Consider the following 23,403-nt stretch of genomic DNA (forward strand, 5'->3'; position numbering starts at 1 on the left):
GTATGGCGGACGAAGGAAAACCAATGCGCCACGGGTATACCACGGGTTCAAACGCGACGGCGGCAACGAAAGCCGCCTTGCTTTCGCTGATTCGGCAGGAAGCGGTGACGGAGGCGGAAATCCTGCTTCCTATCGGGGACAGGGTCGCTTTTCATATGCAAAATGTGACCTTTGATGAATACAGTGCAGAGGCGAGCGTAATTAAGGACGCAGGGGATGATCCGGACGCCACCCACAAAGCGCTCATCGTCTCGACGGTAACCTGGACAAGCGAGCCGGGAATTGTATTAGACGGAGGGACGGGCGTCGGCCGGGTGACCAAGCCCGGCCTTCCTGTGCCGGTTGGCGAAGCGGCTATCAATCCGGTTCCGCGCCGTATGATTACGGAAACGGCCCGAGAAGTGTTGGACGCCTATAACATAAAGCGGGGGATTCGCATCGTCATTTCTGTCCCGGAAGGTGAAGAAATCGCCAAGAAGACACTCAACGCCCGCTTGGGTATCATAGGCGGGATTTCCATTCTAGGAACGCGCGGCACAGTCGTTCCTTTTTCTACGGCGGCGTTTAAAGCGAGCATTGCCCAGGCGATCAGCGTGGCGGTAGAAGGGGGATGCGAACATCTCATTGCCACGACCGGAGGCCGCAGCGAAAAATTCGCTATGAAACTGTATGACGGCTATCCGGAGGAAGCGTTTATTGAGATGGGCGATTTCGTCGGTTTTACCTTGAAAATGTGCAAAAAATACGGCGTCAAACGCGTGGCGCTTGTTGGCATGATGGGTAAGTTCTCCAAAGTCGCTCAGGGCATAATGATGGTGCATTCGAAGAGCGCGCCGGTCGACTTTGGATTTCTTGCCGGTGTTGCTGAAGAAGCGGGTGTTCCAGGGGAACTAATAGCGCAAATTCGGGAGGCGAATACTGCTTCCCAGGTCGGCGACCTTATGCGGGAGAATGGCTGTGACGCTTTCTTTGAAGTGCTCTGCCGACATGTATGCTATTCAGGATTGAAGGAAATGGGCGGCGACGCAGAGATAGAAACAACGATTATTACGATGAAAAATGAGATTCTGGGAAGGGAGAGAGTGGATTGCAGAGTGCTGTCAAAGTAATCGGCATCGGAGACAACGGGGCGGAGAGCCTGTTGCCGCTCTATCGGCAATGGATCGAAGAGAGCGAACTGCTTGTCGGGGGTGAACGGCATCTTGGTTTCTTTCCCGAATACAGGGGCGAGACGCTGACGGTAAAGGGAGGTCTCGCGGCATTGGTAGCTGCCATTGCTGAAGCAAATAAGAAGACGGTCGTATTGGCGTCCGGCGATCCGCTATTTTATGGAATTGGCTCCTATCTTGCCAAAAAGCTGCCCGTGGAAATCTATCCCGGACTTAGTTCCATCCAGCAGGCATTCGCAAAAATGAGAGAGAGCTGGCAGGACGCTGTATTCTTGAGCGTTCACGGACGCAGTATGAGAGGGCTGGCACAGAAGATTGACGGCCGGGAGAAAGTATGCCTGCTGACGGACGAAGAGAACAATCCGGCGGTGATTGCCCGCTACCTTCTTTCCTTCGGCATGACGGAGTATAGAGCGTTTGTGGCGGAGAACCTGGGCGGAACCGACGAACGAACACGCTGGATGTCACTGGAAGAAATGGCCGGAGCAGAGTATTCACCGCTTAATTTGATTGTGCTGAAGCGCAGCACAGAGGGACCCTACTGGCCGCTTGGCATCGCAGACGAGGAATTTTCTCAGCGCAAACCGGATAAAGGGCTTATTACAAAGCGGGAAGTAAGGGTGCTGAGTCTGGCTGCTCTGGAATTAAAGCCGGACAGTACGGTATGGGACATCGGTACATGTACAGGCTCGATGGCAATCGAAGCGGCGCGCATCTGCCGGGAAGGGGAAGTATTCGCCATCGAGAAAAACGAGGGCGACCTGGAGAACTGCCGCCAGAACATGAAAAAGTTCCGCACCGATTTTACTGTAGTGCACGGACGTGCCCCTTCCGGACTTGAAGAGTTTGCCGACCCGGATGCCGTGTTTATCGGCGGCAGCGGCGGCGAGATGAAAGACCTGCTGCACGTATGCTGCACACGATTGAAACCTGGCGGACGCATCGTGCTGAACGCGGCAACGATCGAGACGCTATACGAAGCGATGCAGGCCTTCGCGGCGGAAGGATTCGATACATCGGTGACGCTGGCTCAGATTTCGCGCAGCAAGCCAATTTTACATATGAACCGATTCGAAGGATTGAACCCGATTTATATTATCACAGCAAAGCATAAGGAGGAGAGCTAGATGACAGCAGGTACTCTATACGGCGTAGGCGTGGGGCCGGGGGACCCGGAACTTGTGACCGTGAAAGCCTACCGGATTATGAAAGAATCGCCGGTTATCGCGTATCCACGCAAGCGCAAAGGTAGCAAAAGCTATGCATACGCAATTGCCGAGCAGTATATCGATCAGCGGGACAAAGAGATGTTGGGCCTGGTATTTCCGATGACGAAAGATAAAGCAATTCTGGAGCGGGAATGGAATCAGACCGTAGCGGAGGTATATGAACGACTGGCGCAGGGACGGGACGTCGCATTTATCACGGAAGGCGATCCGATGATGTACAGCACGTTCATCCATATGATGAGGCTCATGCAGGAGAAGCACCCGGAGATTAAAGTCGTGTCAATCCCTGGCATTTCCTCCGTAAACGGCGTTGCCTCACGCCTCGGTTTGCCGCTGGCGGACGGGGATGAGCATGTGGCGGTCATTCCGGCGACGGACAACCGCGAACAAATGAAGCAGGCAATCATAAATCACGATTGCGTCGTGTTTCTTAAAGTCGCCAAGGTCATCGATATGATGGTGGACGTTTTAGGGGAGCTGGATCTTCTGTCAAAAGCGTCCGTTGTTACAAAAGTGACATCTAGTGAAGAAGTCGTCTGGCCAAATGTTGCGGATTTGAAAGGACTGGAGCTCGAATACTTAACGCTAATGGTGGTGAGAAAATGAAAGTTTACATTATCGGGGCAGGCCCGGGGGATCCGGACTTAATTACGGTAAAAGGGCTTAAGCTTCTTCAGCAAGCGGATGTAGTATTATGGACAGACTCGCTGGTTAATGAAGAACTAATTGCGAGAGCAAAGCCGGGAGCCGAAGTGTTGAAAACGGCAGGCATGAACTTAGAAGAAATGGTCGATATCATGGTTGACCGTGTAAAACAGGGCAAACAGGTAGTCCGTGTGCATACAGGGGACCCGGCGGTGTACGGAGCTATTCTGGAACAGATGGTTCTTTTGAAAAAGAACGGCATCGAATACGAAATCGTGCCCGGTGTCAGCTCCGTTTTTGCAGCGGCAGCAGCGGTAGGTGCAGAATTGACTGTACCCGATTTGACGCAGACATTGATTCTGACACGCGCCGAAGGCCGGACACCGGTGCCAGAGCGGGAAAAACTGCGCGATTTGGCTTCGCATCACTGTACCGTTGCGCTATTCTTAAGTGCTACGCTGATCAAAAAAGTTGTTGATGAATTCCTGGCAGCCGAATGGACACCGGATACGCCGGTGGCTGTCGTATACCGGGCCAGCTGGCCGGACCAAATCATTGTCCGCTCCACTCTGGAAAACCTGGCGGACGATATGCGGTCGCATGGTATTCGTTCACAAGCGATGATTCTTGCCGGGTGGGCGTTGGATCCGGGTATTACGGATAAAGATGAATTCCGTTCCAAGCTGTATGATAAGGAATTTACGCACCGTTTCCGGAGAGGTGTTCCATCGTGAACCAAACTGGAGTGAATGCGATCGAATTAACGGAGGGCACTGTACCGGAAATTCGGCAGACGGGCCGCTATGCCATTGTTGCCATTACACGGCACGGCGTTGAGATGGCGCGCTCACTTGCGAAACAGTTTCCGGATGCGGACCTCTACTATATGAGCAAATTTGCGCGCGGCGATGAAGAACAACAGGGCATTCAACTGTTTACCGGTTCGGTGCGGTTATTGTTTCCGGCGTTGTTTCCCGTTTATGAAGGCTTGATTCTGTTTATTTCACTCGGTGCGGTCGTCCGTATGATTGCGCCGGTGCTGAAAGATAAGAAAACGGATCCGGGGGTTGTCGTGATCGATGATAAAGGACGCCACGCCATTAGCGTACTGTCCGGGCATCTGGGCGGCGCCAACGAATTAACGAGGGAAGTGGCCGCCCTGCTGGGTGCGCAGCCGGTCATTACGACCGCATCGGACGTGCAGAAAACAATTCCGGTTGACCTGTTCGGCCGCCGATTCGGCTGGACATGGGACCCGATATCCGAGAAGAAGCTGACCCCGGTCAGTGCCTCCGTGGTCAATGAAGAGCACGTTGCGATTGTTCAAGAATCGGGCGAAAAAGACTGGTGGATGCACGATACCCCTATGCCGCCCTCGCTGAAAATCTATGATTCTATCGAAGAAGCGTTGGCTGCAGGACCGGATGCGGCACTTGTCATTACGCACCGGCAACTGCGTCCGGAAGAAATACCGATTTTGGACAACGGTGTTCTCTACCGGCCAAAAGTAATTATTCTTGGCATTGGATGCAATCGGGGAACATCGGCAGAAGAGATCGAGAACGTGATTAGGGAAACGCTGGATCATCTCGGATTTTCCATGCAAAGTGTAAAAGCAGTTGGTACCATTGACTTAAAGAAAGACGAGGAAGGCCTGCTTGCCGTGTGCAGTAAACATGGCTGGGAATTCGTCTACTACACACCGGAAGAATTAAATGAAATGAATATTGAAGAACCATCCGATACGGTATATAAATTTACCGGCGCATACGGCGTCAGCGAGCCGGCCTGCAAGCGGTACAGCGGACAGGAGAAACTTGTGCTGACGAAACGAAAGTCAGGGAACGTGACCATTTCGGTCGGTGTACTTGCATAATATGCAGAAGGAGGGGAGAGCTGTGGGTAACAAGCGCATTATCATAGCCGGAACGGGAAGTGGAGCCGGGAAAACCACCGTCACGCTCGGTCTAATGGCTGCATTGAAGCGGAGAGGACTGACGGTACAGGGGTTCAAATGCGGACCTGATTATATCGACCCGGCGTACCACACGGCGATTACCGGACGTCCCTCACGCAATCTGGATAGCTGGATGCTGAAAGAGGATATCGTAAGCAGTATCCTTGTCCGTGCCAGCCGGGATGCCGATATTTCTATCATTGAAGGCGTCATGGGCCTTTATGATGGAAAAAGCCCGACAGAAGACACAGGAAGTACGGCTGAGATCAGTCTGCTGACAAAAACGCCGGTCGTACTGGTAGTGAATGTGCATAGTATGGCCCGCAGTGCGGCGGCGGTCGTAAAGGGATTCCAGATGCTCAATCCAAACGTGTCCATCGTAGGCGTCATCGCCAACCATGCCGGAAGTGCGGGGCACGGCAAGCTGGTTGGACAGGCAGTGGAGAAAGAGTGCGGGGTACCGTTATTGGGCACGCTCGTCCGCACGCCTGATGTCCGTATTCCGGAGCGTCACCTCGGTCTTCTGCCAGCCGTGGAACGGGGAGAATTGGAACCGTTGTTTGACCGATTGGGAGAGATGGTAGAGCAGCATATTGCCTTGGATCGTCTGCTTGAGTTGGCGGAAGCACCGCTGATTTCGGCGGAAGAAAATGAGGTTCTTCTGTTTCCGCTGGAGAAACGTTCTGGCTCGACCGTCCGCATTGCCATAGCGAGGGATGCTGCATTTAACTTCTATTATCCGGAAAACCTTGAAATGCTGGAGGAAGCGGGGGCTGAGTGCATATTCTTCAGCCCGCTGGCCGGTGAAGCTGTACCTGAAGAAGCGGACGGGTTATACATTGGTGGTGGTTTTCCTGAAGAATTCGCCGCCGAGCTTGCCCGTGAAGAGAGAAGCCGCGTATCGGTGCGTCGGGCGATTGAGGACGGTATGCCGACGTTCGCTGAATGCGGTGGCTTTATGTATCTGACTGAAGAGATTGTGACAACGGACGGAGAAAGCCATCCGATGGTCGGCGTTATTTCCGGCCGTACGTACATGCAGACAAAACGGGCCGCGCTTGGATACCGGGAGGTGGAAGGGATGGAAGGCAATTTCCTGCTGCCGGAAGGCGAGACGGCACGCGGTCACGAGTTCCATTACTCTACATTTGAACCATCGGCAGAGTTACCCCCCGCTTATGAAGCACAGAGCCGGTTTGGCAGCAAAAAAGAAGGCGTCTTGCTTAAGAATATGGTGGCGGGCTATACCCATCTTCACTTTGCTTCTGTGCCTTCTCTGGTAGAGCGCTGGGTTGAGGCTTGTCTTGCTTACCGGGAGAAACGAAAGATGGAAACAGCTGCAGATAAAGGAGGGAGTAGATGAGCCAGGGTAAAGTTTATCTGGTCGGCGCCGGACCGGGCGCCGAGAAGCTCATCACGGTACGAGGACTTGAATGCTTACGGATGGCTGACGTAATCGTATATGATCGGCTGGCCAATCCGCGTTTGCTGCGGTTTGCAAAGCCGGAAGCCGAATTTGTTTTCTGCGGCAAGCTTCCGAAGCACCATACGCTTCGCCAGGAAGCCATCAATGAACTTCTTGTGCAGAAAGCGAAGGAAGGAAAGACGGTTGTACGCCTTAAAGGCGGAGACCCATCCGTATTCGGCCGTGTGGGAGAAGAAGCGGCGGAGCTTGCCGGACAGGGGATCGAATATGAAATTGTACCCGGCATTACGGCAGGAATAGCCGCATCTGTGTATGCAGGCATTCCGGTCACTCACCGCGAATACGGAACCAGCTTTGCCGTAGTGACCGGACATACGAAGACAGAGAACGGGAGACCGATAGTGGATTGGGCATCGCTCGGGGGTGTCGATACACTCGCGTTCTATATGGGCGTCAAAAATTTGCCCTATATCTGCGATAGTCTTATTTCGCACGGACGCCATCCGAAGACACCGGTTGCACTAATCAGCTGGGGTACCATGGGCCGACAGCAGACCGTACAGGGCACGTTGGAAACCATTGTACAGCGGGTCCGGGAAGCGGGTCTTAAGAATCCGGCCATTACGTTGGTGGGCGATATTGTTAGCCTGCGTGACCAAATCCAGTGGTTTGAGAAAAAACCGTTGTTTGGTCGCCGTATCCTGGTGGCCCGCACAGGCGGAGAGCAAGGAAATCTGGCTAATGCACTGGCTGAACAGGGAGCCGATGTCATTGAATATCCGTATTTCTCAGTGCGGGGAGTAGAGAATAAAACGACAGAGGAAATGATGGTACGAAGCGGAGAATATGAACGTATCCTCTTTACATCGCCTGAAAGTGCAGCATTCTTCTTCGAGGCATATCGCCAAAGCGGGAAAGACATTCGGGAGATCACCCCGGCATTTTATACGTTATCTCGCAGGACAAAGCGGAAACTGCAGGAAATGGGGTTCGTGTCCGAACAAACAGAACCCTTCTCCGCTGAAGGCAAATGGCTGATTATCGGGGAAGTTTCCATCCTAAATGATAGGGAGAAATATGAGACCAAATGGGGGCCATGCGATGTAATGGCAGTATATAAGAAAGAAGAGTGCCGGGAGTATAATATGAATATGGTGCGGCTTTTGCGGGAAGAAGGAGTCGATACGGTTATTTTTCCAAGTGCGGCCTCCGTGGGTACGCTTGTCCGTTCTCTGGAGCAGGCCGGCTTTGACCCGCGTACCGTCCTCTCCGCTGCTTCCCTGATCTGTATGGGCGAAAAAACGGCGAAAGCCATCCAGGAAGCCGGTTATACGGTTAACCGGATGGCTGCATCTCCTACCCTTGCATCGCTGCTCTCTTGTTTAACTTTTGAAAAAATAAATGTGTAAAAAGCGGGAAACCCGGTTCTGAAGAAGCGCTGCCTGTTCTAAACCGCGGTTTCCTTCATTTGTAGGCTTTTCCTTTGGTTAAAATACACGGTACGCCATAGCCGATCGTGCCGGGTTTTGACATCTTCTCGATATAGGCCAGCCCGCGGTCGCATTGTTGCTTGCATATGATACATTTATCTACAGTAACTACCTTCATGTTGAAACGGTTACGTTCCTCCGATGACACCTGGTGCCTGTTTTTGCTTGTCGCTTTTTTATTCGATTTAGCCATGTCTGTCTTCCTCTCTTCCTCAGGGTTCTTTCATCTCTGCCAGTGTATGAAAAAAGGGTTTATTCTGCCATTCCTTTGTATATAAAAAGGTGTTGGACAAAAAGCCAGGTGAAGGGCGAAAACAGCGTAATATCGCTACGATTATGATTCCGGAACCGGAGGAATAAATAGGACAAATTTATGAGTCCGGACTTTATGGTCTTGACAGAGCGGAATGACTATTATATTCATATGGTAGGCTGGTTCACAGACGCGGCTCGTCCGGACAGAAAGAAAATAGCAAAAAATTTGCTCTTATCTTCTAAACAATGTTTAAAATGCCTATTGTTTTGGAAGAATGGGTATATAACTAAGAGATTCTATTGTTTAAAGGAGGATACATATGAACAAGACAGAGCTGATTGAGAAAGTAGCATCAACTACAGAGATGACGAAGAAGCAAGCTTCCCAGGTAGTTGACGCGATTCTGAATTCTATCACGGAAGCGCTTAAAGCCGGGGAGAAAGTACAGCTTATCGGTTTCGGTAATTTTGAGAGCCGTGAGCGTGCAGCCCGTAAAGGCCGCAACCCACAAACAGGAGAGGAGATTGAAATTGCAGCAACAAAAGTGCCTGCATTCTCTCCTGGTAAAGCATTGAAAGATGCAGTAAACGGACGATAATAAGTAGGAAAGACTGCCGCGGAGCGTGACTTTGTGGCAGTCTTTCTATTTTAAATATGGGGGGAATTGAAGATATATTTGTGGTTGGCCGGACTATTGCTTGGCCGCTTTTAGCTTCTGCAGGGCCTCTTCTACTTTTGTGTTCTGTTCTTCATTGCGTGCATAATTTTCTAGCGAGAGGTAAGCCGTACGCATATGACGGTAGGTTTCCGCCTCCGTTTCCATCATCATAACACGCTCTTCTATGCGGGAGAATCCGCGGGCCGCGCTTTCCGTGTCAACAGAATACAGGGCTTGATGCATCTGCTTGCTTGCGCGCGCTGCATTGGCACGGGCCAGCAAAGAGGCTTTCTTGTTTCGCATTTCATAGAATTTATCTTTCAGTTCTTGCAGTTGTTCACGCAGTAAATTCGTCTGCTTGCGTGATATTTCATATTGTTCGCCGTATTCCTGCGCTTTATTCTCACAGATAAGCTTATCCTCTAACGCGCGGCGGGCAATCGCTTCGTCTCCCGCCTCCACGGCAAGGCGCGCTTGACGTTCACGTCTCTCGATCCTGGCTTCCGTCTCTTCGAGCATCATCTTCCATTTCTTCTCGACAGCAATCTGGCGTGCAATAGCGAGTTCCGCCTGCGAGATTTCATTCTCCATGTCCCGCATATACTGGTTCAGCATCGCTACTGGATCTTCCACATGATCTAACATCTGATGCATGGTTGCTACCGTAATGTCTCGTACACGTTTGAACAGGCTCATCTGCTTGTCCCTCCTTGGTTCATTTCTTTTTCCCACATGTCAAGCTCATCCGCATACTGCATTCTCTTGTTGTCGTACGGATGATGCGGCATCATATCGTGCAGAGGATTTGTGGGGGGATACATAGGATGCTCATCCCGCGTCTTTTTAATGATGTTCCATCCAATGTAGATAAAGAATCCCGCAATAAAAATCGGAATGAGGAATCCGAGATTAAGGACACCGAACAGCATAATGGTACCTACGCCCATCATTCCCATTCCGAAAAAATAGGAACCTTTTTTGCGCATATATGCCTCCTTTTGTTTTTCTTTGCATGTAATTTTCTTGTCTTTATATTAACCTGGCAGACGTCTTCCTCATAACGGGCGTCCGTTTGATTTTCGCTACGTCCCGGGACGGAGAGGAAAATCGGCCTTAAGCCAAATGTTTCTATAGAGGCAATTATCTTTTCATTTTATGGGGAATAGTATAATATAATAATAACGAAATAAGGGGAGTAGCTACCGGACGCAGGTCCGGTCGGTATATCGTCAATACAGCGGCACGTGTTCCGCTCGGTATGCTGAGCCCGTATGTATGTATCACTTTGGGTAAGCAAGACCTTCGCATACTTCTGGATTTTCTGGAAGTGTGTGAAGGTCTTTTTTTGTTAATAATGTTAAAATATATGGAAAGGGAGGTTGTGAGCTATGGCGTGGGAGCAGGCAGTTCCGCTTATCGAACGGCTGAAGGTCACGACGGATGGCGGAAATGAGCTGGTTCGTGTTGCAAGCGTGCCGGAAGAGTTATCGTGTGTGGGACGGGGAACGGATGCGGCTGTTTTCGTGCATGCGAATCATCCCCGCTATGCATTTAAAGTATACGCGGTCGGCAGGGAAGAGAAGTTGAAAGACGAGGAAAGGGCGTATCGCATGTTGGGAGAAAATCCGTATTTCCCCCATTTTTACGGTAAAGGACAGAATTTTATCGTACTAAGCTATGAGCAGGGCATGAATTTATACGACTGCCTGATAAGCGGCACATATATCCCAAGAAGTGTGGTTAAACAGGTGGATGAGGCAATTGACTATGCACGTGAGCGGGGATTGAATCCACGGGATATCCATTTAAAAAATATTATTCTGCAGGACGGAGAGATAAAGTTAATCGACGTGTCGGAATACGTAAGGGAAGGCAATGACAGACGTTGGGAGCATTTGAAGGAAGGATATCGCCTCTTTTACCGTTTTATTTCTCACAAGAAAATTCCGCGTCCTGTGATTGAATTCGTTAAAAAGAGGTATGAGAAGCAGAAAGGCGCCGGATTTACGGTCAAATCATTTGGCTTTTCTTTGCTTCAGACAGGCGGCCGGTATTTAATCAGTGAACGGGAAGTAGGAAAATGCTGTGCCGGTTTTCGGATGGGGAAGCGGCTGCAGAGCCGCTTCGGGTCGAGGACGTGTCGGAAGCAGGTATGATGTTTACCGTAAACATCGCATTCTATAAAGGCTTAAGCCCGAACAGGGCGCATAAAAAAGGTGGCTTCCATATACGGAAGCCACCGCATTTATTGTTACAGGGATTAAATCTGGGAGATTCCCAGACAGATAAGAATATAGACTGATATAACAAGTGACATGGTCATATAAAGTGTAAATGCTGATTTCCATCGATCCATCTTAATTCCCCGCCTTACTCAATCATTTGCACTATTTTATTATAGTGAGATTATATAAGACGGTCTAGCACAAACTTTCAAGAAATTTATAGATTTTTAATTCTAAATTTTCTGTTTCTGTTACTGTTCTTCTGCTTATGCGTACAGGTAAGGTAAGTATCACCGACTTTTGACAAAGAAGGCCTTAAGTTATAGGGAAGTATTTCAGATGTTAATGTTATATTCTTTTAGTTTGCGATAGAGTGTGGGGCGAGAAATACCTAATTCTTTAGCGGTCTTACTAATATTGCCCTTTCTCTTTATTAGTTCTTGTAATAGATAATTTCGATTTAAGATTTTATTATTTTGTTTAATTTGTTTAACATTATCCGGTAATGCATTTGAAATACTTAGCTCATGTTCAACTTCAGTACTTCCTGTTATTTTTTGTAACACGTATTGAGGTAAGTGTTCAACTGTAATTGTAGGAGAATTATCTGCAATATAAAACGCTCTTTCTATTACATTATTTAATTCACGAATATTTCCTTTCCAATTGTGATTCATAAGAACTTCTAACGCTTCTACAGTTAAGTTTTTAGTTGCCGATTGACTATTATAAGATAGGTCTTTTAAAAAGTGGGAAACTAATAGGGGAATATCATCAGTTCGCTCTCGTAAAGGCATCAATTCTATAGTGAAAACATTGAGTCTGTAAAATAAATCACTGCGAAATGAACCTTTATATGCAATTTCTTGGTTTAGATCCTTATTCGTCGCTGCAATGATTCGAACGTCTATGGGGATGGCTTTGTGCCCCCCAACGCGAATGACCTCTTTTTCTTGAAGAACACGCAAAAGAGTCGCTTGCAATTCGATAGGCATATCTCCAATTTCGTCTAAGAATAATGTACCTCCGTTTGCTACCTCAAACTTACCCGGATTGCCCCCTTTTTTTGCCCCTGTAAAAGCACCCTCTTCGTATCCGAATAATTCCGCATTGATTAAATCACGAGAAATAGCTGCACAATTTACAGCAACAAATGGTTTATTATGACGCTCACTTTCGTTATGAATGGCTCTAGCGAACAATTCTTTGCCCGTTCCGCTTTCACCTAATATTAAAACGTTCGCGCTTGTTTTGGATGCAGATTTAGCAAGAGAAACGACTTTAAGAAATTTTTCATTAGCTCCAACGAGATCTGAAGTTAATAATTTATTTTTGTTCCTGATACTGATAGTGGAACTTTTATGGCTTAGTTGTTTTATATACAGATATGTGTAAGGTTTGGAATGTATAATTCTTATTTCATATAGTTCCCCTGAGTACCCTCTTTTCAGCAGTGAGGTGGTTTCTTCTTCGTTAATACGTAATGCATCAGCTATAATGGTATCTATGAAATCACGATGATGATTATATAATATATGGGCACGCTCATTTTTAAAAATAATATTTTGATCTTGTATAATAAATAGGCTATCCGCGATATATTGAGATACATCTTGCATGAAACGGTTACTGGCTTCTAATTTTTTTTGGTTCTCAGAAAAATCAACGCAATATTTTACGATTTGAGAAAGGTACCCGATTAATAGATCGGTATGCGAAAGATGAACATGATTACTAAAAACCCCTAATACGCCATGAAACGGAATTCCCTCTCCCTTAATTGGTACCCCTATCGAAATCCAATCATCTAATTCATCTTCATTATGTTCTTTCCCTGAAACAAATGAAATGGTCTGCGATTTAAAAGATAAAATGACACCTGTATTATCCATTTTCGGCAGGTTTTTTATATTTTCTCCTTTATTTATTTGATTCACTAGCATTGGTGAGATGACAGTATCATTGCAAAATTTATCAAGTAAAAACCCATCGTAGTCAAATAATAAAAATGAACAAGGAAGAAATTGAGTTGCTTTTTTTAATTCATAAATGAGCGGTTCAAAATAAACAAGCTTCTTTTGTAAGTCTTCTTCCGTCAGAATGTTTTTTCTATCGGTTACTACAGTGTTTTTCTTTAAAAAAGGGATAGGGGGGATAGGATGTTCTGACTCCCAAATAATATCAAACTGCCCATGCTGATTTACTTGTCCAATTCTCGAATGTAACCATAAATGCTGATTCTTAGGGTCCACCTTAATTTTCCCCTGAGGTGCTTCAAAAGTTAAGCCCGGCAGATGATAACGCAATGAATCCGTATCCATTTTTTTAGATTTTTTGAGTGCTTCTGCTAGCAAAATTATGCTATTATAGGCGTTTTCCATTGCAGAACTAATATTATCCGTTCCGTATGTTCGACGATATTGTGTTATAAATTCTTGATTTGCTTTTGACTTTATGGTGTTAAAGTAGGGGAAGCAAGAATAATGCCCTCTAGCATAGGGAGTTTGTATAGCTGTAATTTCTGTTTCGGCAGTTATTGAACTTGCTATCGGTTGTTTCAATCCATACTGATGAAATTGTTGGTAAAATGCGACTGCACTATCTCCAACAAGTGTGGAGAAAATCACATCGGGATTGAGCTGTTGGATTTCTTTTAAGTACTTGTGATATCTTTGATTACCTAAACTCGAATAATTTTCACCTGCAATCATTCCATTATGTGACTCTAGTAAATAACGAATGTATCTGTTTATTTCACGTGGATAAACATAGTCTGATCCAATTAGGTAAAAGGATTTTCCCAGGTTTTCAATTATCCAGGGAATAAAGTGAGAAAGCTGCTGGTTAGGCGTGGAGCCACAATAAACGATATTTCGGTGTTGCTCTTCTCCTTCATATTGAGTTGGATAAAGTAATAATGAATCGTATTTCTCCAGTACGGGTATAACCATCTTTCGACAGGCTGAAGTGTAGAGGCCAACTAACGTTACTACTTGATCGGATAGAATTAGCTTTTCTGATTTTTTAGCGGCTAAATAAGGATCAGATGCAATATCTTCCACAATTGGTACCAGACGTTTCCCGTTTATCCCTCCTGTATCATTAATTTGTTTAATGGCCAAAAGACACGCCTGATATTGTCCTCGTTCTGTTATTCCCGTTGTTCCGGTCAGGGAGAATAAAATGCCTATCTTAATATCCTTAAGGTTGTTCTTGTACATATTCTATCCCCTTCCCATATTTTATGAAAATTAAAAAGTGTTAAAAAACTGTAAAACGATGCTGCACTTGATGTTACAATTTGTTTACACCATTCTAATACAATTGTAAATTATGATATTTGTTATTATACACAATATTTAAATAATTTTTACTAAGAATGCTTATTTAGCTGGTATGATCTTTCTTCCAGTAAAATTTTTGGCTGGTTTTTTGGTTGGCACAACTCTTGCTTTACTAAATATTCAGAATGTTATTTTATCTTGATGGCGATGGGGCGCTCCTTCTTAAATTGTAATTATCGATGAGCATAGTGAAAGGAGGTGAAATAAACGGGCAGGTATTCATGCACAAATTTTGGCCAGCAATGTCGGGGAACCATAACGGATACGTTCAGATTATCAAATTAGACAATCTACAATTATTAATTCCAAGGGAGTGAGCAATTTTGGAACAAATGATTCGTACCGTTTTAGAGAAGAAAGGTATTCAGGTACCTGCACAAGATTATCCTATTCTTGTAGCACAATGGGAATCAATTCTTGTTATGAAACAACATGCAACGAAGGCAAAGTTAAGAGATTTTGATATCGCATTATGCCATTCACTTAAAGGAGGTACGTTGAATGAAGCGTGAACTAGCAGCTAAATCAATAGAAGAACTGGCACCACTCCTTCGTGACAGGGAAGTTTCTCCTGTAGAAATCACAGAAGCTGTTATTCATCAAACGGAAACCTATAACAAACAAATTAATGCGTACATCAAGATAGATGCAGATGCAGCTATGGTAGCTGCTAAAAATGCTGAGAAAGAAATTATGGATGGTAAATACCGTGGTCCACTTCACGGCATTCCGATGGCGCTTAAAGATATTTTTTATTTTAAAAATGAAGTTGCAACAATGGGATCGAAAATTCACAAAGACTTCGTTCCGTCGTATGATGCAACAGTTGTTGAAAAATTAAAGGAAGCAGGAGTTGTCTTCACAGGGAAGTTAAATATGCATGAATACGCCTGGGGAGCAACAACGAATAATCCGCATTTTGGTCCATGCCGTAATCCGTGGAATTTAGAAAAAATCCCAGGCGGATCAAGCGGTGGTTCTGGTGCTGCTGTAGCAGCTGATATGACAATCGCTTCCCTTGGTACTGATACAGGAGGATCAATCCGAATTCCTGCTTCCGCATGTGGAATTATAGGACTTAAACCTACACATGGACGGGTTAGTAAATATGGTTGCTTCCCATTGGCGTGGTCATTGGATCACATTGGTCCGATGACAAAAACCGTAAGAGATGCAGCTATTATGTTAGAGATTATTGCAGGATACGACGATAAAGATCCGACTTGCATAAATATCCCTACTACCTCCTATACATCCGCATTAAATGGCGATGTGAGCAAACTTGTTATTGGTATTAATGAAAGCTATTTCTTCCGTGATGTAGATTTAGATGTTGAAAAAAATGTTCGTCAAGGAATTCGATTATTAGAAGAAATGGGCGCTAGAGTGGTAACTGTAGACATTCCTGCACTCGAATATGCAGAACTAGCAGAAATGATAACCATCACATCAGAGGCCAGCGCTATTCATCATCAAAATTTAATTGAGCGATCGCAAGATTTTGGAGATGATGTGCGAGTTTTACTTGAATTCGGGGAGCTTTTTTCAGCTGTAGACTATCTACAAGCTCAACAAATCCGACACCAATTAGATCTTGATTTCAGAAAGGCATTCCAAAGTGTCGATGTCTTGATTACACCTACACTTCCGTTTACTCCTCCGTCTATTGGACAGGATACACTGACACTTAATGGGAAAGAAGTTAACTTTTTAGATCATGTTATCCGGTTTACGGGCCCTGAAAATATTACTGGATTACCTGCGATTAGTATTCCATGTGGATTTAGTAATGGAATGCCAGTTGGACTACAAATTATTGGTCCGGCATTTAAAGAAGATGTTATTTTAAACGTGGCTTATGCAATTGAACAAACAAATCTGATGAAAAGCAAGAAACCTGACTTAAGTAAAACTGAAAATACATCTATGTAACATCGATTTTGCTTTAATCACTAAGCAACAAGAGAGTACCTGCTCTTATGTCTACATATAACTGAAGGGAGATGAAATACAAATGAACGGTATTCACGATGTTGGAGGTATGGATGGATTAGGGGAAATTGTTCGTGTGGAAAACGAGCCTTACTTCTATAAGGATTGGGAAAGGATTGCTTTCGGGCTTCTGGTTGGAACGGCAGGACAAGGATTATTGAACCTTGATGAATTCAGGCATGGCATTGAACGAATGCATCCAGCGGACTATCTGACTTCAGGATATTATGGTCATTGGATTGCAACCATCGCAACAAATTTAGTAGAAAAGGGAGTATTGGACGCCGAAGAACTCGAAGCTCGAACACAAACTTTCCTTATGGAACCGGATACAAAAGTACCACGCCGTGAGGATCCGAAATTAGTGAACCTTGTAGAACAAGTCATGAGAGTTGGCGTGTCTCCGGTCCGCGACATATCATCTCCTCCCCGGTTTGAGGTGGGAGAGAGAATAAAGACAAGAAACTTTCACCCATCCGGTCATACAAGATTCCCTCGTTATGTCCGTGATAAGTATGGTGTCATCGATACGGTGTATGGGGCCCATGTTTTCCCTGATGATAGCGCTCATGGAAGAGGAGAAAACCCGCAATATCTTTATCGCGTACGTTTTGAGGCCGAAGAATTATGGGGAGTAAAGCAGAAGGATGCAGTCTATGTCGATCTTTGGGAAAGTTATTTGGAACCTGCTTCACACTAATAGTTTGTAAAGGAGGAGTTTATTATGACTACTGATCACAAAGGGCATCACCATCCACATCCGGAATCGTTTTGGTCGGCACGGGCAAAAGCTCTCGAATCACTACTTATCGAGAAGGGACTCCTTTCCTCTGACGCGATCGACAGGGTTGTCCAACATTACGAACATGAACTTGGACCGATGCACGGAGCCAAGGTCGTCGCTAAGGCTTGGACAGATCCCGCTTTCAAACAAAGATTGCTAGAGGATTCAGAGGCTGTATTACAGGAACTCGGATATTTTGGTCTGCAGGGAGAACATATCAAGGTAGTGGAAAATACGGATACTGTACACAATGTGGTGGTCTGCACCCTATGTTCATGCTATCCCTGGCCCTTGCTTGGTTTACCGCCTGCGTGGTACAAAGAACCGGCCTACCGGTCTCGGGTTGTCAAAGAGCCAAGAGAGGTACTGCGGGAATTTGGTGTAGACTTGCCCGATACAGTAGAAATCCGGGTATGGGACAGCAGTTCAGAAGTACGGTTTATGGTATTACCGCAAAGACCTGCAGGTACGGAAGGAATGACGGAGGAGGAACTTGCAGAAATCGTTACGCGAGATTCCATGATTGGTGTCGCCACAGTACAGCCGCCTACGGCTACTGTGAGATAGGAGGAACCCTATGAAAAATTGTGAGAGTAATTCTGTTGATTCCATGATTGCGTATATGCCCGAGGCAGTCGCACCGCCCAGAAAAAACGGAGAATTAGAATTCCAAGAACCATGGGAAAGTCGCTCTTTTGGTATGGCTCTTGCTTTGTATGAGGAAAAGCATTTTACCTCATGGGAAGATTTCCGAAGTCGCTTGATCCAGCAGATCGCTGTATGGGAGACGGAGAACACTGATCATAAGGATAACCCTGCCTGGAACTACTATGAGCACTGGCTGGCAGCCTTGGAGCGACTCGTGGTGGAAACAGGAATGGTAGACAAGCGTGACGTCGATATCCGTGCCAACGAATTTCTCGCTGGGAAACGTGATGAGGTTTTTTATTAACAAAAAAGTATGTAATAAATAGGACAACATTACGTTGTCCTATTTATTACACAAACAAAGAAGAAAGGAGTTTTTAGAATGAGACATGGAGACATTTCTAGCAGTCATGACACAGTAGGCGTAGCGGTGGTTAATTACAAAATGCCACGTCTGCATACCAGAGCGGAGGTGCTGGATAATTGCCGGAAAATTGCGGATATGATTGTAGGGATTAAGCAGGGATTACCGGGTATGGATCTCATTGTTTTTCCTGAGTATAGCACGCACGGCATTATGTACGACGAACAAGAAATGTACGAAACAGCTTCCGCGATTCCGGGTGAGGAAACGGCCATTTTCGCGGAGGCTTGCCGAAAAGCCAATACATGGGGAGTATTCTCTTTAACTGGAGAAAGACACGAGGAGCACCCGAACAAAGCCCCTTATAACACCCTGATTCTGATGAACAATGAAGGGGAAATTGTTCAGAAATACCGTAAAATCATTCCCTGGTGCCCCATTGAGGGATGGTATCCAGGCGACTGTACGTATGTAGCCGAAGGACCGAAGGGCATTAAGGTGAGCCTCATCGTTTGCGATGACGGGAACTATCCTGAAATCTGGCGCGATTGCGCGATGAAAGGCGCGGAGCTTATTGTTAGATGTCAGGGCTACATGTATCCAGCCAAAGAACAACAAATTATGATGGCCAAAGCTATGGCATGGGCGAACAATACGTATGTGGCTGTAGCTAATGCGAGCGGTTTTGACGGCGTATATTCCTACTTTGGTCACTCCGCAATTATCGGTTTTGACGGTCGTACACTCGGGGAATGCGGAACAGAGGAGAACGGTGTTCAATATGCTGAGATTTCTGTTTCGCAAATCCGCGATTTCCGCCGTAACGCGCAGTCGCAAAACCATCTATTCAAGCTGCTTCATCGCGGCTATACCGGGCTGATTAATTCTGGAGAAGGTGATCGTGGCGTAGCTGAGTGTCCATTTGATTTCTATCGCACATGGGTACTCGATGCAGAGAAAGCGCGCGAGAATGTGGAGAAATTGACCCGTTCTACCGTGGGAACAGCCGAATGTCCAATATCGGGAATTCCTCATGAAGGAATAGAAAAGACCGCCGGTGCGAAGTAACGTAAAAAATGGGGGATAAGGTCAGGCAGGCACAGTTGCCTGACCTCCTCTGTAACCAGAGGAGGAGTATATGTCCTTTATTACAACTAAGTTAAAGGCCCTGAACGAACGTCAGCATCAACATACTCCGGAACTTGAAATCAAAGAACCATCAGAGGGAAGCCGTCTGGTAACCCGCTTTCGATTTGACGTCGACCAAGTGATGCGGCATGTTCGCTCAAAAATCTTTGGGCAAGAGGAGACACTTCATCGACTGGAAGAAATGTTGAGAATTATCTGGTCGGATATAACGGAATCGGATCGACCATTATATGTCGCCTTATTTCTCGGACCTACAGGTGTTGGAAAAACTGAAATGGTTAGAGCCTTGAGTGAGGCTATCTACGGAAATCCAGAGGCCTTATGCCGAATCGATATGAATACGTTAACACAAGAGCATTATGCTGCTTCTCTGACTGGAGCCCCTCCAGGTTATATAGGAAGTAAGGAAGGAGCTTCACTTTTTCAAATAGAGAAAATTGAAGGTTCATATAGTAAGCCTGGTATCGTTCTCTTTGATGAGTTAGAGAAAGCAAATGATCAAGTCATTTATTCTCTCCTGAACGTAATGGATAATGGGCTGATGGCCATGACCTCCGGGGATAAAGTAATTAATTTTCGTAATACTCTAATTTTTATGACCAGCAACCTTGGTGCCCGGGAAATTATGGACTATGCTCATGGAAGTTTGAAGAACTCCCTTAGAAAGCTGCTGTGGTTCTTCCGGCCTTCTAATTGGGGGAGGAATGAGCAGGATTTTCTTCGCGATTTTGTACTTAAGAAGCTAGAGAAACGATTTAGTCCTGAATTTATTAATCGATTTGATGATATTTTTGTCTTTCAATGGCTGCATCAGGAGGTGTTAGGACAAATTCTTGATAGGAACATTCAATCCCTCAATCATCGGATCCAAAAGCATGGATGTCAACTACATCTTAAGGAATCAGCTCGAAAATTTCTGATTGAAGAGGGATTTAATAAACAATACGGAGCCAGATTCCTCAAAAGAGCCATCCGAAGACATATCGAGATTCCCTTAGCAGCCCAAATTAGTCAACGAATGCAGGGGGAGGTATCTGTTGTATTTATTGTGAGGATGCAGGATGGCAAGCTACACTTTGCCGCGGAGAAAAAGGAGAACCCTATAAGCGGGAAAATACCATCAGAAGCAACAAATGAATTCATTGACTTATAAAAGAGGAGAGAGGATGGAAGGAAGTGATAGTGCGATGACTCGAGGTCAGGAGACCTGCCATAAAAAACAACGCGGTCAGAAGTCTACAGGAGATAGGGAGGGTACAAAGATGAAAAACAAGCGTATGCTTTCCGGTATCGGTGCGGTTGTGGGTCTCGTGCTGTATTTTGTATCGAACGAGCCGCAGACTGTGTATGCGATGCACATCATGGAAGGCTTTCTGCCGGTGAAATGGGCATTGTTTTGGTGGGCGGTGTTTTTGCCCTTCTTCTTGCTGGGACTTCGTTCGCTGACGAAGTTGACGAAAGAAAGACCGGAGACGAAGCTGCTGTTAGGCCTTGTGGGTGCGTTTGCATTCGTTTTATCCGCGTTAAAAATTCCTTCAGTAACAGGAAGCAGTTCGCATCCGACCGGAACCGGATTAGGTGCGGCGCTATTTGGTCCTCTAGTAATGACGGTCCTGGGTACGCTTGTACTGTTGTTTCAGGCACTGCTGCTGGCACATGGGGGACTGACTACGCTTGGAGCGAATGCGTTTTCGATGGCGGTGGTAGGTCCGGTTGTGGCATATTTCGTGTATCGAGCAATGGATCGTTCGACAGGAAAGCCGCGTCTGGCGATTTTTACGGCTGCTGCCCTGGCAGATATGACTACCTATCTTGTCACATCTATCCAGCTTGCCCTTGCATTTCCTGCAGCAAGCGGTGGTATAGCAGCTTCTTTCATGAAATTTGCTGGTATTTTTGCCGTGACTCAGGTGCCATTGGCTATCAGTGAAGGGCTGTTAACCGTACTGGTATGGAATTTTCTTGTCACCTATAACGGAAGGGAATTAGCACAACTGCAATCTATCAAACGGGGAGTGTAGCGATGAACAAATCAAAAGGATGGTTGAATATTTTTCTCATACTGGCAGTTGTGGTGCTTATCGTACTTCCGCTTCTGCTTGTGAAGAATTCGGATTTTGGTGGTGCGGATGGGGTGGCAGAAGAAGCAATTTCTGAGGTGGCTCCCGAGTATAAACCTTGGAGCCAGCCGCTCATCGAACTACCAGGCAGTGAGACAGAAAGCCTGCTGTTTGCACTACAGGCTGCACTGGGGGCCGGTATTATCGGTTACGGGATTGGGTATTACAAAGGCCGATCTATAAGGCAGGAATGTTCAGATGAAGATTCAGCTTGATACGCTTGCTTATATGAACCGGCTACGCCATATTTCTCCCGCGCAGAAATTATGGTTTGGGTTCGGACTCTTATGTTTTGTGCTGCTGGCACATACGTCGGTGCATGTCACTGTATTGGTATGGATGAGTGTATGGATTATCGGCTACGCAGGGATTTCAGCCCGGGCATATGCAGGAATGATGGGGGCAGTCGCGTTATTTCTGCTGTTCGGATTACCGCCACTTGTGCTGGAGATCTCATCTTTTCCACCCGGAGAGCCAATGTTGTTTCAATTTTCCATTGTATCCTGGCATGTGTATGCAAGCGAAGAAGGGGTGAAGGCGGCGGGTGTGCTGCTGTTTCGTTCGCTTGCGTCCGTATCCTGTCTGTATTTCATATTGTTGACTGTACCGTTTACCGAGATGCTGGCGATATTGCGAAGAATCGGGATTCCATCGCTTGTAACGGATTTGCTGCTGGTGATGTACCGCTTTATTTTCGTGTTTTTGGAGACGGTAGAGCAGTTGTGGATTGCCCAGCAGGCACGAGGCGGTGGACATGGATTTAAGTGGAAGATGCGAAATGCCGGCTGGTTGGTTACCCGATTGTTTACCCGGACGATGCAGCGTTACCAGCAGCTGTCCATTGGTCTTACGGCCCGTGGATTTGACGGTGAGCTGCGGGTTATCTCCGTTGGAACGTTTTCGATATCGAAGCGATATGCGTTCGAATCCGTTATTGGTTTTATCGGACTCGTACTACTTGAATGGTGGATGAGGAGGTGAAGTGGTTGGCTTGGCTGGTAGAAATGGAAGAAGTATCGTATACGTACCCGGGAAGCGCAGATCCTGCACTGGATAGAGTAACATTGCGCATTCCCAGGGGAAAGCGATGTGCGTTGCTGGGGCATAACGGATGTGGTAAGTCAACGCTGTTTTTGCATTTGAACGGTATTTATCGCCCGGATTGCGGGAGGGTGAAGTGGGGCGGAGAGGTATACACATACGGGCGTGCCTACCTGGCTGAACTGCGGAAGAAAGTAGGATTGGTATTTCAAGACCCGGAACAACAATTGATTGCTAGTACAGTTATGGAGGATATTTCCTATGGATTATATAATGCCGGGGTATCTAACGCTGAAGCAGCGCAGAGGGTAGAAGCAGCATTGATACGTTTCGGGCTGGAAGAGCTTCGAGAAAGACCTGTACACCATCTAAGTTTAGGGCAGAAAAAGCAGATAGCGCTGGCAGGCGTTATGATACTTAGACCGGAACTTTTGCTGTTAGATGAGCCGACCGCCTATTTAGACCCGCTTCATACGAAGCTGTTATTAAAAGAGCTGGAAACGATCTATCAAGAAGAAGGCACAACCATGCTGATGGCCACGCATGATATCGATTTGGCTTACGAATGGGCAGACTGGATATTTATTATGCATAAAGGAAGGTTGTTGCTCGAAGGGCCGCCGGAATATGTATTTGCACGGCGGGATGTGATGGAGGAGATAGGGCTTGGGATTCCATTGCTGTTTGACGTGTGGGAAGCACTGGCTTCTTCCTCGTTCTTGGGTTCTTTGAAACGTCCACATACTGTTGCGGATTTAAGATATCAACTCAAAAAATATCTGGTAGAAAATAAACGGAAAATGGGGTGATGTTCTATTCCTGTTTTTCGAATACCTCAAATTTGCTGCATATTCTGGGGTAACACCACATGTCCATCAAGTTTTTAAGGTATGGATTTTTCTTATC

The 23,403-nt window shown here is 46.3% G+C and carries 24 protein-coding genes; 20 read left to right on the forward strand and 4 right to left on the reverse strand.

The window, feature by feature from the left end:
• Nucleotides 1–2 precede the first annotated feature (2 nt).
• Genes ADA01nite_RS08295 through cobA form a run of 7 tightly spaced genes read left to right on the forward strand, consistent with a single transcriptional unit; the run spans nucleotide 3 to nucleotide 7,835 of the window.
• Nucleotides 3–1,109 carry a cobalt-precorrin-5B (C(1))-methyltransferase gene (locus tag ADA01nite_RS08295; protein ID WP_146809481.1) on the forward strand — a complete coding sequence of 369 codons (1,107 nt, stop codon included), beginning with the start codon at nucleotides 3–5 and terminating at the stop codon, nucleotides 1,107–1,109.
• Nucleotides 1,088–2,296, forward strand: coding sequence for a precorrin-6y C5,15-methyltransferase (decarboxylating) subunit CbiE (gene cbiE, locus ADA01nite_RS08300; protein ID WP_146809482.1), 1,209 nt, complete (start codon nucleotides 1,088–1,090; stop codon nucleotides 2,294–2,296). Before ADA01nite_RS08295 ends, cbiE begins: the two co-directional genes overlap by 22 nt.
• Complete coding sequence (gene cobI, locus ADA01nite_RS08305) at nucleotides 2,297–3,004, forward strand: precorrin-2 C(20)-methyltransferase (protein ID WP_146809483.1); 708 nt, start codon at nucleotides 2,297–2,299, stop codon at nucleotides 3,002–3,004. It begins immediately after the preceding gene.
• Nucleotides 3,001–3,777 carry a precorrin-4 C(11)-methyltransferase gene (gene cobM / locus ADA01nite_RS08310; RefSeq protein WP_146809484.1) on the forward strand — a complete coding sequence of 259 codons (777 nt, stop codon included), beginning with the start codon at nucleotides 3,001–3,003 and terminating at the stop codon, nucleotides 3,775–3,777. The genes cobI and cobM overlap by 4 nt, the downstream gene beginning before the upstream one ends.
• Nucleotides 3,778–3,788: 11 nt before the next feature.
• On the forward strand, nucleotides 3,789–4,919 hold the full coding sequence (locus ADA01nite_RS08315; RefSeq protein WP_246147268.1) for a cobalt-precorrin 5A hydrolase: 1,131 nt from the start codon (nucleotides 3,789–3,791) through the stop codon (nucleotides 4,917–4,919).
• 22 nt (nucleotides 4,920–4,941) lie between these two features.
• Nucleotides 4,942–6,363 carry a cobyrinic acid a,c-diamide synthase CobB gene (locus ADA01nite_RS08320; protein WP_246147265.1) on the forward strand — a complete coding sequence of 474 codons (1,422 nt, stop codon included), beginning with the start codon at nucleotides 4,942–4,944 and terminating at the stop codon, nucleotides 6,361–6,363.
• Entirely contained in the window at nucleotides 6,360–7,835 is a 1,476-nt protein-coding gene (gene cobA, locus ADA01nite_RS08325; protein WP_146809486.1) for a uroporphyrinogen-III C-methyltransferase, read from the forward strand. Before ADA01nite_RS08320 ends, cobA begins: the two co-directional genes overlap by 4 nt.
• 55 nt (nucleotides 7,836–7,890) lie before the next feature.
• Here cobA and ADA01nite_RS08330 read toward each other — a convergent pair whose 3' ends face one another.
• Nucleotides 7,891–8,109 (reverse strand): hypothetical protein, encoded by a 219-nt coding sequence (locus tag ADA01nite_RS08330; RefSeq protein WP_146809487.1) that lies wholly within the window; start codon nucleotides 8,107–8,109, stop codon nucleotides 7,891–7,893.
• Nucleotides 8,110–8,491: 382 nt separating this feature from the next.
• Here ADA01nite_RS08330 and hbs point away from each other — a divergent pair, with 382 nt between their 5' ends.
• Complete coding sequence (hbs, locus tag ADA01nite_RS08335) at nucleotides 8,492–8,770, forward strand: non-specific DNA-binding protein Hbs (protein ID WP_146809488.1); 279 nt, start codon at nucleotides 8,492–8,494, stop codon at nucleotides 8,768–8,770.
• Nucleotides 8,771–8,863: 93 nt separating this feature from the next.
• On the opposite strand, the gene ADA01nite_RS08340 is transcribed toward hbs, so the two are convergent.
• Together ADA01nite_RS08340 and ADA01nite_RS08345 are read right to left on the reverse strand one after the other, a co-directional pair.
• The gene (locus tag ADA01nite_RS08340) at nucleotides 8,864–9,526 is read right to left on the reverse strand and encodes a PspA/IM30 family protein (RefSeq protein ID WP_146809489.1); all 663 of its coding nucleotides are present in this window, start codon (nucleotides 9,524–9,526) and stop codon (nucleotides 8,864–8,866) included.
• The gene (locus ADA01nite_RS08345) at nucleotides 9,523–9,816 is read right to left on the reverse strand and encodes a hypothetical protein (RefSeq protein ID WP_146809490.1); all 294 of its coding nucleotides are present in this window, start codon (nucleotides 9,814–9,816) and stop codon (nucleotides 9,523–9,525) included. Before ADA01nite_RS08345 ends, ADA01nite_RS08340 begins: the two co-directional genes overlap by 4 nt.
• 402 nt (nucleotides 9,817–10,218) lie before the next feature.
• Between ADA01nite_RS08345 and ADA01nite_RS08350 the strand changes: the two genes are divergently transcribed.
• Nucleotides 10,219–10,986, forward strand: a complete 768-nt coding sequence (locus ADA01nite_RS08350; RefSeq protein WP_146809491.1) for a serine/threonine-protein kinase — start codon at nucleotides 10,219–10,221, stop codon at nucleotides 10,984–10,986.
• A gap of 404 nt (nucleotides 10,987–11,390) precedes the next feature.
• Here ADA01nite_RS08350 and ADA01nite_RS08355 read toward each other — a convergent pair whose 3' ends face one another.
• Entirely contained in the window at nucleotides 11,391–14,276 is a 2,886-nt protein-coding gene (locus ADA01nite_RS08355; RefSeq protein ID WP_146809492.1) for a transporter substrate-binding protein, read from the reverse strand.
• 446 nt (nucleotides 14,277–14,722) lie between these two features.
• Here ADA01nite_RS08355 and ADA01nite_RS08360 point away from each other — a divergent pair, with 446 nt between their 5' ends.
• The 11 genes from ADA01nite_RS08360 to ADA01nite_RS08410 all read left to right on the forward strand — a co-directional run bounded on the left by ADA01nite_RS08360 (nucleotide 14,723) and on the right by ADA01nite_RS08410 (nucleotide 23,306).
• Complete coding sequence (locus tag ADA01nite_RS08360; protein ID WP_146809493.1) at nucleotides 14,723–14,911, forward strand: hypothetical protein; 189 nt, start codon at nucleotides 14,723–14,725, stop codon at nucleotides 14,909–14,911.
• Entirely contained in the window at nucleotides 14,901–16,331 is a 1,431-nt protein-coding gene (locus ADA01nite_RS08365) for an amidase (RefSeq protein ID WP_146809494.1), read from the forward strand. The genes ADA01nite_RS08360 and ADA01nite_RS08365 overlap by 11 nt, the downstream gene beginning before the upstream one ends.
• A gap of 82 nt (nucleotides 16,332–16,413) precedes the next feature.
• Nucleotides 16,414–17,091, forward strand: a complete 678-nt coding sequence (nthB, locus tag ADA01nite_RS08370) for a nitrile hydratase subunit beta (protein WP_146809495.1) — start codon at nucleotides 16,414–16,416, stop codon at nucleotides 17,089–17,091.
• Nucleotides 17,092–17,115: 24 nt separating this feature from the next.
• Nucleotides 17,116–17,742 (forward strand): nitrile hydratase subunit alpha, encoded by a 627-nt coding sequence (gene nthA, locus ADA01nite_RS08375; protein ID WP_146809496.1) that lies wholly within the window; start codon nucleotides 17,116–17,118, stop codon nucleotides 17,740–17,742.
• A gap of 10 nt (nucleotides 17,743–17,752) precedes the next feature.
• Complete coding sequence (locus ADA01nite_RS08380) at nucleotides 17,753–18,127, forward strand: nitrile hydratase accessory protein (protein ID WP_146809497.1); 375 nt, start codon at nucleotides 17,753–17,755, stop codon at nucleotides 18,125–18,127.
• Between the two features lie 78 nt (nucleotides 18,128–18,205).
• A complete protein-coding gene (locus ADA01nite_RS08385; protein ID WP_146809498.1) occupies nucleotides 18,206–19,255 on the forward strand; it encodes an aliphatic amidase in 1,050 nt (349 codons plus the stop codon).
• A gap of 70 nt (nucleotides 19,256–19,325) precedes the next feature.
• A complete protein-coding gene (locus tag ADA01nite_RS08390) occupies nucleotides 19,326–20,489 on the forward strand; it encodes an AAA family ATPase (protein WP_146809499.1) in 1,164 nt (387 codons plus the stop codon).
• Between the two features lie 109 nt (nucleotides 20,490–20,598).
• Entirely contained in the window at nucleotides 20,599–21,357 is a 759-nt protein-coding gene (locus ADA01nite_RS08395; RefSeq protein WP_146809500.1) for an energy-coupling factor ABC transporter permease, read from the forward strand.
• A 2-nt stretch (nucleotides 21,358–21,359) separates the two neighbouring features.
• Nucleotides 21,360–21,671 (forward strand): energy-coupling factor ABC transporter substrate-binding protein, encoded by a 312-nt coding sequence (locus ADA01nite_RS08400; RefSeq protein ID WP_146809501.1) that lies wholly within the window; start codon nucleotides 21,360–21,362, stop codon nucleotides 21,669–21,671.
• Complete coding sequence (cbiQ, locus tag ADA01nite_RS08405; protein ID WP_146809502.1) at nucleotides 21,655–22,437, forward strand: cobalt ECF transporter T component CbiQ; 783 nt, start codon at nucleotides 21,655–21,657, stop codon at nucleotides 22,435–22,437. Before ADA01nite_RS08400 ends, cbiQ begins: the two co-directional genes overlap by 17 nt.
• Nucleotides 22,434–23,306 carry an energy-coupling factor ABC transporter ATP-binding protein gene (locus tag ADA01nite_RS08410; protein WP_371863547.1) on the forward strand — a complete coding sequence of 291 codons (873 nt, stop codon included), beginning with the start codon at nucleotides 22,434–22,436 and terminating at the stop codon, nucleotides 23,304–23,306. Before cbiQ ends, ADA01nite_RS08410 begins: the two co-directional genes overlap by 4 nt.
• The last annotated feature ends 97 nt before the right edge of the window (nucleotides 23,307–23,403 follow it).

The organism is Aneurinibacillus danicus (genome assembly GCF_007991215.1).
Taxonomy (GTDB): Bacteria; Bacillota; Bacilli; order Aneurinibacillales; family Aneurinibacillaceae; genus Aneurinibacillus; species Aneurinibacillus danicus.